Genomic DNA, 12520 nt, shown 5'->3' with positions numbered 1-12520 from the left:
TACGGGGATTGGGCGGGGTGTGGCGGGGTGTTCGGCGGTTCACGGGCAATCCGCTCCTGCAGGAGCGGATTGCCCGTGAAGCCGTTATTCGCCGTCTTTCTTCATCAACCCGGCCAGGGCGGCGAACGGGTTGTGGGTTGCCTTGGCGACTTTCGGGGTGCTCAGGGAGCCTTCACCGAAGTACTGCTGGTCGGTGTAGCGCGAGTGCTCGTTGTCGTGGCAGTACAGGCACAGCAGTTCCCAGTTGGAACCGTCCTGGGGGTTGTTGTCGTGGTTGTGATCGCGGTGGTGTACGGTCAGCTCGCTCAGGCGCTTGCCGGAGAATTCCCGGGCGCAGCGGCCGCAGACATGGGGGTACATCTTCAGCGCCTTGTCGCGGTAGCCCATTTCCCGGTCGCGCTGGGCGTCGGCAAGGATACGGTCCAGCTTGGCGGTGTTGGACGGAGGAGTGGACGAACTCATGGGTTCACCTTTGTAGAAGGACTAATGACGGTAATGGACAAAGTTTAGCTCAGGCCTTGAGCTTCTCGGCAATCCAGATGGTGTGCCGGGTGCCGCGATTGCCGTGGGCGTACACCTGCACTTCCTCGGCCTTGAAGCCGGCCTTGCGCAGGCGCTCGGAGAATTTCTGGTCGGCGCTGGCGGACCACACCGCGAGGATGCCCTTGGGCCGCAGGGCCCGGGCACAGGCACCCAGGCCGGCGCTGGAGTAGAGCCAGCTGTTGGCTTTCTGGGTCAGGCCTTCAGGGCCGTTGTCGACGTCGAGCATGATCGCGTCGAAGCCCTGGGGTTCGGCCTGCAGGACCTTGGCCACGTCTTCCAGGCGGATCACCGTGCGCGGGTCCAGCAGCGGCCGGCCGGACTTTTCCCCGAGCGGGCCACGGTTCCATTCCACCACCCCGGGCACCAGTTCGGCCACCACCACCTCGGCGCTCTGGCCCAGGTGCTTGAGGGCCGCGGCCAGGGTGAAGCCCATGCCCAGGCCGCCGATCAGCACCCGCGAGTTCGGGCGCCCGGCGACCTTGCTGCAGGGAATCTGCGCCAGGGCGTCCTCGGAGCCGTGCATACGGGTGTTCATCAATTGGCCGCCGTCGCCGCCCTGGATCTTGATGACGAAATCCTCACCGTATTCGAACAGGCACAAGGCACCGCCGTTTTCAGGAATCGGAGTAGTGTCCAGCAGTACGAAACGTTTCATGGAGATCTCATTGAGGAAGGCAAAAGCTCCCGGTTGGGAGTAGCCTGACGCCAGACAATAGCAATGGAGCCATTGATGAAGCGCACTATTCTAACGGTGATTGCCCAAGCGGCGCTCGCCCTGACCGCCGCCCTGGCGCTGAGTGCTGGCCCGGCCCTGGCCGACGAGCCGCAAAGCGCCCCGGTGGTGACCCCGACGCCGACCCTCGGCACCCCGGGCACGGCCACCCCCACGCCTTATCCGCAAGTGACCCCGCCCAGTACGCCGAAAGCCGGGAGCAGTGGCAGCGCGCCCTTGCTGCCGCCCATCGACATGCCCAAGCCGCCCAAGGACCAGACCCTGCCGGGGCTGGAGCAGAATGACAACAAGGCCAAGGTGCAAGGGGCCTAGATCTGCTGTGCGAGCAACTGGCCGTCGGCCATGCGCAGGCGCTTGGACAGGGAAATAGCCAGGGCGCGGATGATCTTGGCGGCGATCTTCGGCGCATCGTTGAGCATCTTTTCCAGGGAGTCCTTGCCCAGGTTGAGCAACTGGCAATCACTGGCCGCCACGCAGGTGGCCGAGCGTCGCTCGCCATCGAGCACTGCCATTTCGCCAAAGGCCCGGCCGCTGCGCAGGGTGGCGATGGTCAGCGGCTGGCCGTCCAGGGTGCTCTTTTGCACGGCCACCTGGCCGCTGTGGATGATGCACATGAAACTGCCGGCATCGCCCTCATGAAAGATCGCTTCGCCCTTGGCGATACTGCTGATGCTGAAATAGCCGGCTGCTGCGTTGAAGTCGGCGGGCAGCAGTTGATCGAACAGGCCGCAGTCCATCAGCCAGTCGCGGATCTCGTTGTTCAGTAAGGTGGGTTCGGACATGGGATCAGGGTCTTTTTCTTGTGTCTGTTGCACGGGCGCAGGCCCGGTCCGGCGGTTGCCGGCGGCGGTCCAGTGTTAAGACAGGAGCGCCGCGGGTAGTTCCTCAGTCCAGGCCCAGAATGTTCAGGATAAAGGCATATTCGAGGGCTACGTCACGTAATCCCTGGTAACGGCCGCTCATGCCGCCATGGCCGGCACCCAGTTCGGTCTTGAGCAGCAGCGGGTTGTCGTCGGTCTTGGTGGCGCGCAGTTTGGCCACCCATTTGGCGGCTTCCCAGTACTGCACGCGACTGTCGTTGTAACCGGCGATCACCAGGGTCGCCGGGTAGGCCTGGGCCCGGACGTTCTCATAGGGGGCGTAAGCCTTGATCCGCTCATAGACCTCAGGCTCCTCGGGATTGCCCCATTCGTCGTACTCGGTGACGGTCAGTGGCAGGTCCGGGTCGAGCATGGTGTTGAGCACGTCGACGAAAGGCACTTCGGCGATGGCCGCCCGGAACAGCTCGGGATGCTGGTTGAGCACGGCGCCGATCAACAGGCCGCCGGCACTGCCGCCGCTGATGGCCAGTTGTTGGGCGCTGGTCAGGCCCTGGGCAATCAGGTGTTCGGCGCAGGCGATGAAGTCGCTGAAGGTGTTCTGTTTGTGCTCCTGCTTGCCGGCGCGATACCAGGCTTCCCCCAGCTCGCCACCGCCACGCACATGGGCGATGGCAAAGGCCACGCCGCGATCCAGCAGGCTCAGGCGGGCATGGGAGAACCAGGGATCGAGGCTCTCGCCATAGGCGCCGTAGCCATACAGGTACAGCGGTGTCGGTTGGCCCAGGCACTCGCGCTTGACCACCAGGCTGATGGGCACCTGGGTGCCGTCGGCAGCGGTGGCCCAGAGACGCTGGCTGACATAGGCGTCGGCATCGAAGGGGCCCAGCACCGGGGTTTCCTTGAGCACCTGCTGTTGACCGTCGGCCAGTTGCAGCTGGCGCACCTGGGCCGGGCGATTCAGCGCCTCGTAGCGCAGACGGATGCGATCGCTGGAAAACTCCAGGCTGTTCTGCACGTGCAGGCTGTAGGCCGCGTCCGGCAGTTGCACGCGATACACGGGCAGGTCCTGGGGATGCACTTCGATGATCGGCAGGCCGCCTTCGCGCAGGCTCAGGGTCATGGCGCCGGCGTTGAGGGTCACGCCGTCGAGCATCACCTCGGGATTGTGCGGGACCAGCAGCTGCCAGTCGCTTTCCTCGGGGATGGCATTCTGGTCGGCTGCCTGATACAGGGCGAAGTTGATGCCCTCGCGGTTACTGCGGATGAACCAGGTCCACTGGCCGTCGAGTTGACCGTGATCGACATCGTATTCGTGGCCCTCGACCCGTGGCGCCAGGCAGGTGAACGGCAGCTGCGGCTGCGCGGCGTCCAGGGCCCAGGTTTCGCCGGTGGTCTTGCTGCCCAGGGACAGCAGCAATTGGCGCTCGGAGCTTGAGCGGTAGCAGTGCAGGAAGAAGCGTCCGTCCGGCTCGTGGAACACTTCCTCGGCGGCAGTGCCGTCCAGACGGTAGCGGAACAGTTTGTGCGGGCGATGGGTGTCGTCCAGCTCGCCGAAGAACAGGGTCAGGCTGTCGTTGGCCCAGGTCATGCTGCCGTCGCAGTTGTCGAAGGACAGCTCGCTGACCTTGCCGTTGGACAGCTCCTTGATGAACAGGGTGTAGATTTCCTCGCCGGTGGTGTCGAGGCTGTAGGCCAGGCGCTGGTGGTCGGGGCTGATGCTGAAGGCACCGAGGGAGAAGAAACCGCCGTTGGCCAGGGCGTTGGGGTCCAGCAGCAGCTGTTCGCGGCTTTCGTCCACCGTCAGGCTGTCGTCTGCCGGGCGCGGGCAGCGATAGTGCCGGGCGTATTCGTCACCGGCGGTGGTGCGGGTGTAATACAGGTACGGGCCCCAGGGGGAGGGCAGGGACAGGTCGGTCTCGAGGATCCGTCCCTTGATCTCCTGGAACAGTGTCTCGCGCAGGGGCGCCTGGTGGGCCAGCCGGGCTTCCTGGTAGCTGTTTTCAGCGTTCAGGTAGTCGAGCACCGCGTCGGTGTCGCGTTCCTGCAGCCAGGCATACGGGTCAGCGCCTTCGGCCTTGTGGGCAATCGGGGCGCTGCTGTCGTTGGCGGGTAGGGGCATGGGTGGCTCTCGAACGAAGACAAATGAGGGCTTGGCAGACGGCGGTGCAGCCTGACACGGGAAAAGTCGTTATCATAAGCGCCTCTTTGCCTGCCTTGCCATGGACACCATGACCGAGAACGACTATCTGATCGCCTGGGGCCTTTACGCCTTTGCCGCTTTGGGCTGCCTGCTGGTGTGGATGCGCCTGACCCGCTGGATGTGGCGCTGGCTGCGCGAGCCGCTGCGTGTACTGATGGCAGTGCTGCTGTTGAGCCCCACCATCATCGACCCTGTCAAAGAAAAATATGCCCCGGCCGTGGCCATCACTGCCCTGGATATGGCCTTCAAGGTCGGCAACAACGCCTGGCGCGCAGTGTCCGATCTGTTCATGTACGGCATGATCGCCTTTGGCGTCTACCTGCTGTTCGTGCTGATCCGCTGGCCCATCGAGCGTGCTGCCGAGGAGCGCCGCCAGCGCAACGAAGCGGCGCAAGCCGCGGCCAAGGCTGCCGAAGTGGAGGATGACCAGCCCTTTGGCGGCGCCGGCAATGACCGTTATGGTCGTCCGCCTGCTGCGGGCACCCCCCTGAACACGCGGGTCGAGCCGCGTCTGTAACCTGGCCCCGGCATTGCAGCGAGAGTCCGAGCATGTGTGAGTTATTGGGCATGAGCGCCAATGTACCGACCGATATCGTCTTCAGCTTTACCGGGCTGATGCAGCGCGGCGGCCGTACCGGCCCCCATCGCGACGGTTGGGGTATCGCTTTCTATGAAGGCCGTGGTCTGCGCCTGTTCCAGGACCCGGCGGCCAGCAGCGAGTCGGAAGTGGCCAACCTGGTGCAGCGCTACCCGATCAAGAGCGAAGTGGTGATCGGCCACATCCGCCAGGCCAACGTCGGCAAGGTCTGCCTGGCCAACACCCATCCCTTTGTCCGTGAACTCTGGGGCCGTAACTGGTGCTTCGCCCATAACGGCCAGTTGGCGGGCTTCCAGCCCCAGGCCAGTTTCTATCGCCCGGTGGGGGATACCGACAGCGAGGCGGCGTTCTGTGACCTGCTCAACCGGGTGCGCGAAGCCTTTCCCGAGCCGGTGGAGGTCGAGCAGTTGCTGCCGACCCTGATCCAGGCCTGCAGCGAATACCGCAGCAAAGGCGTGTTCAATGGCTTGCTCAGTGACGGTGACTGGCTGTTCTGCTTCTGCTCCACCAAGCTGGCGCAGATCACCCGACGTGCCCCATTCGGTCCGGCCCGGCTCAAGGACGTCGATGTGATTGTCGATTTCCAGGCGGAAACCACCCCCAACGACGTGGTCACGGTGATCGCCACCGAACCCTTGACTGAAAACGAAACCTGGACCCGCTACCAGCCGGGCCAATGGAGCCTGTGGCGACGCGGTGAATGCGTCAGCCACGGCCAGACCGAATAAGGACATCCCTATGTTGCTCAGTTATCTGCGGCTGGTGTTGTTCGCCGCCGGCCTGTTGATCGGTGTGCAAGTGCCGGGTTTCATCAGCGATTACGCCAAGCGCGTGGAAGCCCACCTGATTGAATCGCAGAACAGCCTGCGGGGCTTCCAGGGCACCGCCGCGCAGTTTTTCAAGGGCGACCTGAACGCCCTGGTGGCCCATTACCGGGCCAGCGAGGACCCGGTGTTTCGCAGCGATGCCGAGAGCCTGAGCGGCTTGCTTCATCGTCAGTTGGCCCTGGACAAGCAATACCAGGCGATGCAGGGCCCCTGGTACATCCGCCTGCTGCAAGTGGCCCTGGCAGCCGACCCGGATATCCGCAAGGAAACCTGGGATGGCTACAGCTACCAGATCCTGCTGACCCCGGAAGCGATGATCTGGGGCATGAGCGGCGCCTTGCTGCTGTCCTTCGGACTTGAGTGCCTGTACCGCCTGATCGATTGGGTGGTGCTGGGAGGCCGGCGTTTGCGCCAGAGCCGTCCGATCGAAGAGCGCGACCTCAAGGGCCTCTGAGCGCCCCGCACTGCAGGTGCCGGCAACACCTGCACAAGGCTGGCGCATTCGCTGGCAAGCCAGCTCCTACGGATGTCGACTCGCCAGCGGGGTTTGTGTAGGAGCCGGCTTGCCGGCGAAGAGGCCTGCAAGACCTGCACAAGGCTGAAGAGTGCATTCGCTGGCAAGCCAGCTCCTACGGATGTCGACTCGCCAGCGGGGCCTGTGTAGGAGCCGGCTTGCCGGCGAAGAGGCCCGCAAGACAGGCACAAGGCTGAAGAGTGCATTCGCTGGCAAGCCGACGCCTATGCGGGCTCAATCAGGATGATGTGCTCCTGGCCCACTTTCTGCCCATAGCGCTGCACCACGCGCTGGCACAGCTCCACGATATCCTCCACCAGCTCCACGCCTACGCGCCACGACACCACCACCTGCAGGTTGGGCGGGCGCTGGTCGATGGCCAGCAAGGTCAGTTCGCCACGGGCCAGTTCCTCGCGCACCAGCACCGGCGGCAGGGCGCCAATCCCGAAGCCGTCCCTGAGCAGGCGGGTGATGGCCGACACCGAGTTGACGCAATTGAGCCGTGGCGCCAGCACCCCGTTGGCCTGCATCAGGCTCAGCACCTGCTGGTGGGGCAGGGAGTTCTTCGAATAGGTGATGATTCGCTCTCGGGCCAGCTCGGCGAGATTGGCGTAGTCGCGGTTGTAGATCGAATTGCTGGCGGCAATCCAGCCCACCGGGTGGCTGGCCAGCTCCAGGCTGCGGATGCTTTCCTGGCGCAGCAGGTCGGTCTGCAGCACCAGGTCGAGAAAGCCTTTTTGCAGCTGGTCGCACAGGTTCAGCGAGGTGTCGGCCACCAGTTCGATGTCCACTTGCGGGTAGTGGTCCATCATTTCCGCCACCAGGGGGCTGAGCCAGGTGTGGATCACCGTGTCCATGACCCCGATGCGAATCCGTCCGACCTTGCTCGACGGCGCCTCGATGGACTGTTTCAGCACGTGCAGGGTGTCGAGCATCTGCTCGGCGTGCTCCAGCACCTTGAGGCCTTCCGGGGTCAGGCTGACGCCCCGCGAGTCGCGCAGGAACAGCTTCACCCCCAGTTCGCCTTCCAGCACCGCAATACGGCTGGAGATCGCCGCCTGGGTGGTGAAGAGTTTTTCCGCGGTGAGGCTGAAGCTCTTGAGCCGCGCCACCCAGACGAAGGTTTCGAGAAACTTGAGATTCATGGGATCAACTTTTCTTATGCCTTGGGGCGGTTTTTATTAGTTGGACGCCGGTTGTGCCTGAACCGAAGAATGGCCCAACCCACGATATGCGTCGTCGGGGCCCAGAACAATACCAACAACACTACCCTGGAGATCGCCATGAGTGCGCCCGAAACACTGGCCGCCAAGGCTTCGCGCCGCGCCGGCCCGTTTGACTGGTACCGGGACATCAACCAGCAGGAACGCCGGACATTCTGGAGTTGCAAGATAGGTTATGGCCTGGATGGCATGGACACCCAGATGCTCAGCTTCGTGATCCCGACCCTGATCGCGCTGTGGGGCATCACTTCCGCCGAAGCCGGCCTGATCCATACCAGCACCTTGCTGGCCTCCGCCCTGGGCGGCTGGATCGCCGGAATTCTTTCCGACCGCATCGGCCGGGTACGCACCCTGCAACTCACAGTGCTGTGGTTCGCCGTCTTCACCTTTCTTTGCGGTCTTGCGCAGAACTACGAACAGTTGCTGATCGCCCGCACCTTGATGGGGTTCGGCTTCGGCGGCGAGTGGACTGCCGGAGCGGTGCTGATCGGCGAAGTGATCCGCGCCAAGAACTGTGGCAAGGCGGTGGGCATGGTGCAATCCGGCTGGGCCCTGGGCTGGGGGCTGACGGCGCTGCTGTATGCGCTGCTGTTCTCCCTCTTGCCGCCGGAAGATGCCTGGCGCGGGCTGTTTCTGCTGGGCATCCTGCCGGCGATTTTCGTGATCTTTGTCCGTCGCCTGGTCAAGGACCCCGAGGTCTACCGGGAAACCAAGGCGCGTGAAGTGCCAAGCAACCCGGCGCGGTTCTACGAGATCTTCGCCCCGGGGATTCTCAGCACCACCTTGCGCGCCTCCTTGCTGGCGGCAGGGGCCCAGGGCGGCTACTACGCCATCACATTCTGGCTGCCGACCTTCCTCAAGACCGAGCGCGGCTTGAGCGTGCTCAGTACCGGCGGCTACCTGGCCATGGTGATCGCCGGCTCCTACGTGGGGTATGTGATCAGCGCCTACCTGACGGATATTCTCGGCCGCAAGAAGAACTTCGTGCTGTTCGCCGCCGGTTCTTTCACCATTGTCCTGCTCTACACCCAGTTGCCGGTGAGCAACGCAGTGATGCTCTGGCTGGGCTTTCCCCTGGGCTTTTTCGCTTCGGGCATTTTCAGCGGCATGGGGGCGTTCCTGACGGAACTGTTCCCCACGCGCATCCGCGGTTCCGGCCAGGGTTTCTGCTACAACAGCGGCCGGGCGCTGGCGGCGCTGTTCCCACTGCTGATCGGCCTGTTGAGCCAGCATGTGCCGCTGAGCGTAGCCATTGGCACCTTTGCCGCGGTGTCCTACGGCGTAGTGGTGCTGGCGGCCCTGAGCCTGCCGGAAACTCGTGGCAAGGAACTCGAGGCCCGCTAACTGATAATCTGCGGGAGCATTGCGCGACCGCCCCGCAACCGAACCTTATAAGAACCACAGGAGCACTGACCGTGAGCCGCTTGTTATTGAATTGCGACATCGGCGAAAGCTTTGGCAACTGGACCCTGGGGCTGGATGCCGAGGTGATGCCTTTTATCGACTGCGCCAACATTGCCTGCGGCTTCCATGCCGGCGACCCGGGCATCATGCGCAAGACCGTGGCCCTGGCCCTGGCCAACGGCGTGCGCATTGGCGCCCACCCGGCGTATCAGGACCTGGCAGGCTTTGGCCGCCGCTCCATGAGCTACTCGCCCCAGGAAATCCAGGACCTGCTGCACTATCAGATCGGTGCGCTGGACGGCATCTGCCGGGCCCAGGGCGGCCGGGTCGAGTACGTCAAACCCCACGGCGCGATGTACAACGACATGATGGCCAAGCCCGCCCAGTTGCGGGCGGTGATCCAGGCGGTGGCGGCCTACGACCCGCAGCTGCCATTGATGCTCATGGCCACTCGCGACAACAGCGCGGCCCAGGCCTTGGGCGATGAATACGGTGTGACCCTGTGGTTCGAGGCCTTTGCCGACCGTGCCTACGACAACGCCGGGCATCTGCTGTCGCGGCAGTTGCCGGGGGCGGTGCACCATGACGCGCAAACGATTCTCCAGCAGGCCCTGACCATTGCCCGGGGCGAAACCTTGACCGCCAGTGACGGCAGCGCCTTGCTGCTGCACGCCAACACCCTGTGCGTGCATGGCGACAACGCCAGTTCGGTGGCGGCGGTGCAGCGCATTCGCGAAGCCCTGAACCAGCAGTCCGGCCTATGAAGCCACAGGTTGAAGTAGTCGCCATCGACTGCCTGATGGTGCGGCTGTTCGAGGTGATCGCCGAGGACAACATGCCCTGGATGCTGGCCGCCGCCGAGGGCCTGCGCCAGGCTTTCGGTGAACAACTGATCGATCTGGTGCCGTCCTACACCACGCTGATGGTGCATTACGACCTACAGGCCTTGAGCCCGTCCGAGGCCCGCGCGTGGATCGAGCTGGCCTTGACCGATCTGGCGCCCGGTAGCGCTCAGGCTGGGCGCGAGCATGTATTGCCGGTGTGGTACGACCCCAGTGTAGGGCCTGAACTGGCGCTGCTGTCCCGGCGCAGCGGGCTGTCGGTGGCCGAAGTGATCCAGCGTCACAGCCAGCGTGAGTACCAGGTGTTTGCCCTGGGCTTCGCTCCCGGGTTCGCTTTTATGGGGCTGGTGGAGGAGCGGTTGGCGGCGCCCAGGCTGAACACCCCGCGCAAGCGTGTGGCAGCGGGTAGCGTCGGCATTGCCGAGCGCCAGACGGCGGCTTATCCGGTGGTGTCGCCGGGGGGCTGGAACCTGATTGGTCGCACCCCGAGTCGACTGTTCGATCGCGAGCGCGAGGGCTACAGCCTGATGCAACCTGGGGATCGGGTGCGTTTTACCCCGGTGGAGCATGCCGAGTTCATCCGCCTGGGGGGCGATGACACGCCGCTGGAGGTGCCGGCATGAGCCGCCTGTCGATCGAGGCCAGCACGCCTTTGTGCCTGCTGCAGGATGGCGGACGCTTTGGCGTGCGCCACCTGGGGGTGACCCAGGGCGGGGCGTTGGACTGGGTGTCCATGTCCTGGGCCAACTGGCTGCTGGGCAACGCCCTGGATGCACCCGTGGTGGAAATCACCCTGGGCGGTTTCACCCTGCTGGCCGAGGACTATTGCCTGCTGGCCCTGGCCGGGGCCGATCTTGGGGCCTATGTCGATGAGCGGCCTTTGACCCCGGGGCGCAGTTTCATCCTGCAAAAAGGCCAGCGCCTGCGATTCACCCAGCCGTTCTTTGGGGCTCGGGCCTATCTGGCGGCCCCTGGCGGTTTCGATGCGCCCAAGGTGTTGGGCAGTTGCGCCAGTGTGCTGCGCGAGGCTCTCGGTGGGCTTGATGGTTACGGTCGGGCGCTGAGTGAGGGGGGAGTGCTGAGCTATTCGGGAACCGGTGGTGCGCTCAGGAGTCTGTCGGCTGCGCAGTTGCCGGATTGGCAATCCGCTGCACCGCTGGAGGTGATCCTGGGTGCGCAGATCGGCCAGTTCAGCGGGTTGAGCCTGTTCGACGCCTTCAACAGCACCTGGACCCTGGACAGCCGGGCGGATCGCATGGGAGCTCGCTTGCTGGGGCCGACCTTGCAGTATCAGGGCCGGCCAATGATTTCCGAGGGCATTCCCCTGGGGGCGATCCAGGTGCCGCCGGACGGCCAGCCAATCGTCCTGCTCAATGATCGGCAGACCATTGGCGGCTATCCGCGATTAGGGGCGTTGACGCCGCTGTCACTGGCGCGCCTGGCGCAGTGTTTGCCGGGCAGTGAGCTGCGTTTGACGCCGGTGGTGCAAGAGACGGCGCATCGGCAGCAGGTGGCGTTCCTGCGCCGGTTCGGGTGAGGGGCTGAAGAGCTTCGCCGGCAAGCCGGCTCCTACAGGGTTGTGTAGGAGCCAGCTGGCTGGCGAACGGGTTTATTTGGACAGGAAGCGCATGCCTTCTTCCAGGCCGCGCAAGGTTAGCGGGTACATCTGGTCCTCGATCAGATCGCGGACGATGTTGGTCGAAGCGGTGTAGCCCCAGGTGTCTTTCGGGTAGGGATTGATCCAGATGAGCTTCTTGTACTTTTCCATGAAGCGCTGCATCCACACGTAGCCGGCTTCTTCGTTCCAGTGCTCGACGCTGCCGCCGGCCTGGGTGATTTCGTAGGGCGCCATGGCGGCGTCACCGACGAAGATCACTTTGTAGTCGGCGCCGTACTTGTGCAGCAGGTCCTGGGTCGAGGTGCGCTCGGAGCCGCGGCGCATGTTGTTCTTCCACACCGATTCATAGATGAAGTTGTGGAAGTAGTAGTACTCCAGGTGCTTGAACTCGGTCTTGCAGGCCGAGAACAATTCCTCGCAGATCTTCACGTGGGCATCCATGGAACCGCCGATGTCGAACAGCAACAGCAGCTTGATGCTATTGCGTCGCTCCGGGCGCATCTGGATGTTCAGCAGCCCGGCATCGCGGGCGGTGTGGTCGATGGTGCCGTCGATGTCCAGCTCCTCCGCCGCCCCCTGGCGCGCGAACTTGCGCAGCCGGCGCAGGGCCACCTTGATGTTGCGGGTGCCCAGCTCCACCGAGTCGTCGAGGTTCTTGTATTCGCGCTGGTCCCAGACTTTCACCGCCTTGCCCTGGCGCTTGCCGGCGTCGCCGACGCGGATGCCTTCCGGGTTGAAACCGCCGGAGCCGAAGGGGCTGGTGCCGCCGGTGCCGATCCACTTGTTGCCGCCGGCGTGGCGTTCCTTCTGTTCTTCCAGGCGTTTCTTGAACTCTTCGATGAGCTTGTCCAGCCCGCCCAGGGACTGGATCTGCGCCCGTTCTTCATCGCTCAGGGAACGCTCGAACTCCTTGCGCAGCCAATCCTCGGGGATCAGCGCCTGCAGGTGGTCATCGAGTTTTTCCAGGCCGTTGAAGTAGGCACCGAAGGCCCGGTCGAACTTGTCGAAATGGCGTTCATCCTTCACCAGGATCGCCCGGGCGAGGTAGTAGAACTCGTCCATGTCGGCGAAGGTCACGCGCTGCTTGAGCGCGTTGATCAGGTCCAGCAGCTCGCGCACCGACACCGGCACCTTGGCCGCGCGCATTTCATTGAACAGGTTGAGCAGCATGTCTATCGCTCTCTAATAATCTTTGGG

Annotated in this window: 14 protein-coding genes; 8 read left to right on the top strand and 6 right to left on the bottom strand. The window is 64.0% G+C overall.

Translation table 11 applies throughout. The features are described 5' to 3' along the window. Positions 1-84 precede the first annotated feature (84 nt). Complete coding sequence (locus FW796_RS01100; protein ID WP_346634859.1) at positions 85-462, bottom strand: YajD family HNH nuclease; 378 nt, start codon at positions 460-462, stop codon at positions 85-87. A gap of 49 nt (positions 463-511) precedes the next feature. Beyond that, a complete protein-coding gene (locus FW796_RS01095; RefSeq protein WP_446438914.1) occupies positions 512-1198 on the bottom strand; it encodes a spermidine synthase in 687 nt (228 codons plus the stop codon). A 75-nt stretch (positions 1199-1273) separates the two neighbouring features. On the opposite strand from FW796_RS01095, the gene FW796_RS01090 reads away from it, so the two are divergent. Further along, on the top strand, positions 1274-1588 hold the full coding sequence (locus tag FW796_RS01090; protein WP_123726443.1) for a hypothetical protein: 315 nt from the start codon (positions 1274-1276) through the stop codon (positions 1586-1588). Here the strand turns inward: FW796_RS01090 and FW796_RS01085 are convergent. Together FW796_RS01085 and FW796_RS01080 are read right to left on the bottom strand one after the other, a co-directional pair. Then, positions 1585-2058, bottom strand: a complete 474-nt coding sequence (locus tag FW796_RS01085; protein WP_446438913.1) for a cyclic nucleotide-binding domain-containing protein — start codon at positions 2056-2058, stop codon at positions 1585-1587. The genes FW796_RS01090 and FW796_RS01085 overlap by 4 nt on opposite strands. 103 nt (positions 2059-2161) lie before the next feature. Continuing rightward, positions 2162-4216: a S9 family peptidase gene (locus tag FW796_RS01080; RefSeq protein ID WP_446438912.1), complete on the bottom strand. Its 2055-nt coding sequence runs from the start codon at positions 4214-4216 to the stop codon at positions 2162-2164. A 100-nt stretch (positions 4217-4316) separates the two neighbouring features. Between FW796_RS01080 and FW796_RS01075 the strand changes: the two genes are divergently transcribed. The 3 genes from FW796_RS01075 to FW796_RS01065 are packed head-to-tail and all read left to right on the top strand — an operon-like array spanning position 4317 to position 6176. Further along, positions 4317-4814 carry an MFS transporter gene (locus tag FW796_RS01075; RefSeq protein WP_346634855.1) on the top strand — a complete coding sequence of 166 codons (498 nt, stop codon included), beginning with the start codon at positions 4317-4319 and terminating at the stop codon, positions 4812-4814. 32 nt (positions 4815-4846) lie between these two features. Continuing rightward, a complete protein-coding gene (locus FW796_RS01070) occupies positions 4847-5623 on the top strand; it encodes a class II glutamine amidotransferase (protein ID WP_446438911.1) in 777 nt (258 codons plus the stop codon). A gap of 10 nt (positions 5624-5633) precedes the next feature. Then, positions 5634-6176 carry a DUF2937 family protein gene (locus tag FW796_RS01065; protein WP_346634854.1) on the top strand — a complete coding sequence of 181 codons (543 nt, stop codon included), beginning with the start codon at positions 5634-5636 and terminating at the stop codon, positions 6174-6176. A 284-nt stretch (positions 6177-6460) separates the two neighbouring features. Here FW796_RS01065 and FW796_RS01060 read toward each other — a convergent pair whose 3' ends face one another. Next, on the bottom strand, positions 6461-7381 hold the full coding sequence (locus FW796_RS01060; protein WP_346634853.1) for a LysR family transcriptional regulator: 921 nt from the start codon (positions 7379-7381) through the stop codon (positions 6461-6463). A 138-nt stretch (positions 7382-7519) separates the two neighbouring features. Between FW796_RS01060 and FW796_RS01055 the strand changes: the two genes are divergently transcribed. The 4 genes from FW796_RS01055 to FW796_RS01040 all read left to right on the top strand — a co-directional run bounded on the left by FW796_RS01055 (position 7520) and on the right by FW796_RS01040 (position 11242). Beyond that, the gene (locus tag FW796_RS01055) at positions 7520-8803 is read left to right on the top strand and encodes an MFS transporter (RefSeq protein WP_446438910.1); all 1284 of its coding nucleotides are present in this window, start codon (positions 7520-7522) and stop codon (positions 8801-8803) included. 71 nt (positions 8804-8874) lie between these two features. Next, positions 8875-9627: a 5-oxoprolinase subunit PxpA gene (locus FW796_RS01050; RefSeq protein ID WP_346634851.1), complete on the top strand. Its 753-nt coding sequence runs from the start codon at positions 8875-8877 to the stop codon at positions 9625-9627. After that, positions 9624-10328 carry a 5-oxoprolinase subunit PxpB gene (gene pxpB / locus FW796_RS01045; RefSeq protein ID WP_446438909.1) on the top strand — a complete coding sequence of 235 codons (705 nt, stop codon included), beginning with the start codon at positions 9624-9626 and terminating at the stop codon, positions 10326-10328. The genes FW796_RS01050 and pxpB overlap by 4 nt, the downstream gene beginning before the upstream one ends. Beyond that, complete coding sequence (locus tag FW796_RS01040) at positions 10325-11242, top strand: 5-oxoprolinase subunit C family protein (protein ID WP_346634849.1); 918 nt, start codon at positions 10325-10327, stop codon at positions 11240-11242. The genes pxpB and FW796_RS01040 overlap by 4 nt, the downstream gene beginning before the upstream one ends. A gap of 72 nt (positions 11243-11314) precedes the next feature. Here the strand turns inward: FW796_RS01040 and FW796_RS01035 are convergent, their stop codons facing one another. Then, entirely contained in the window at positions 11315-12493 is a 1179-nt protein-coding gene (locus FW796_RS01035; protein WP_123726433.1) for a vWA domain-containing protein, read from the bottom strand. Positions 12494-12520 lie beyond the last annotated feature (27 nt).

Source organism: Pseudomonas sp. 910_21 (assembly GCF_052850735.1).
This window is presented reverse-complemented; position numbering and strand designations above follow the sequence as displayed.

What these genes read in the sequence shown, in the direction of transcription:
- FW796_RS01100 (WP_346634859.1), bottom strand. Translation starts at nt 462, where the DNA reads ATGAGTTCGTCCACTCCTCCGTCCAACACCGCCAAGCTGGACCGTATC.
- FW796_RS01095 (WP_446438914.1), bottom strand. Translation starts at nt 1,198, where the DNA reads ATGAAACGTTTCGTACTGCTGGACACTACTCCGATTCCTGAAAACGGC.
- FW796_RS01090 (WP_123726443.1), top strand. Translation starts at nt 1,274, where the DNA reads ATGAAGCGCACTATTCTAACGGTGATTGCCCAAGCGGCGCTCGCCCTG.
- FW796_RS01085 (WP_446438913.1), bottom strand. Translation starts at nt 2,058, where the DNA reads ATGTCCGAACCCACCTTACTGAACAACGAGATCCGCGACTGGCTGATG.
- FW796_RS01080 (WP_446438912.1), bottom strand. Translation starts at nt 4,216, where the DNA reads ATGCCCCTACCCGCCAACGACAGCAGCGCCCCGATTGCCCACAAGGCC.
- FW796_RS01075 (WP_346634855.1), top strand. Translation starts at nt 4,317, where the DNA reads ATGGACACCATGACCGAGAACGACTATCTGATCGCCTGGGGCCTTTAC.
- FW796_RS01070 (WP_446438911.1), top strand. Translation starts at nt 4,847, where the DNA reads ATGTGTGAGTTATTGGGCATGAGCGCCAATGTACCGACCGATATCGTC.
- FW796_RS01065 (WP_346634854.1), top strand. Translation starts at nt 5,634, where the DNA reads ATGTTGCTCAGTTATCTGCGGCTGGTGTTGTTCGCCGCCGGCCTGTTG.
- FW796_RS01060 (WP_346634853.1), bottom strand. Translation starts at nt 7,381, where the DNA reads ATGAATCTCAAGTTTCTCGAAACCTTCGTCTGGGTGGCGCGGCTCAAG.
- FW796_RS01055 (WP_446438910.1), top strand. Translation starts at nt 7,520, where the DNA reads ATGAGTGCGCCCGAAACACTGGCCGCCAAGGCTTCGCGCCGCGCCGGC.
- pxpB (WP_446438909.1), top strand. Translation starts at nt 9,624, where the DNA reads ATGAAGCCACAGGTTGAAGTAGTCGCCATCGACTGCCTGATGGTGCGG.
- FW796_RS01040 (WP_346634849.1), top strand. Translation starts at nt 10,325, where the DNA reads ATGAGCCGCCTGTCGATCGAGGCCAGCACGCCTTTGTGCCTGCTGCAG.
- FW796_RS01035 (WP_123726433.1), bottom strand. Translation starts at nt 12,493, where the DNA reads ATGCTGCTCAACCTGTTCAATGAAATGCGCGCGGCCAAGGTGCCGGTG.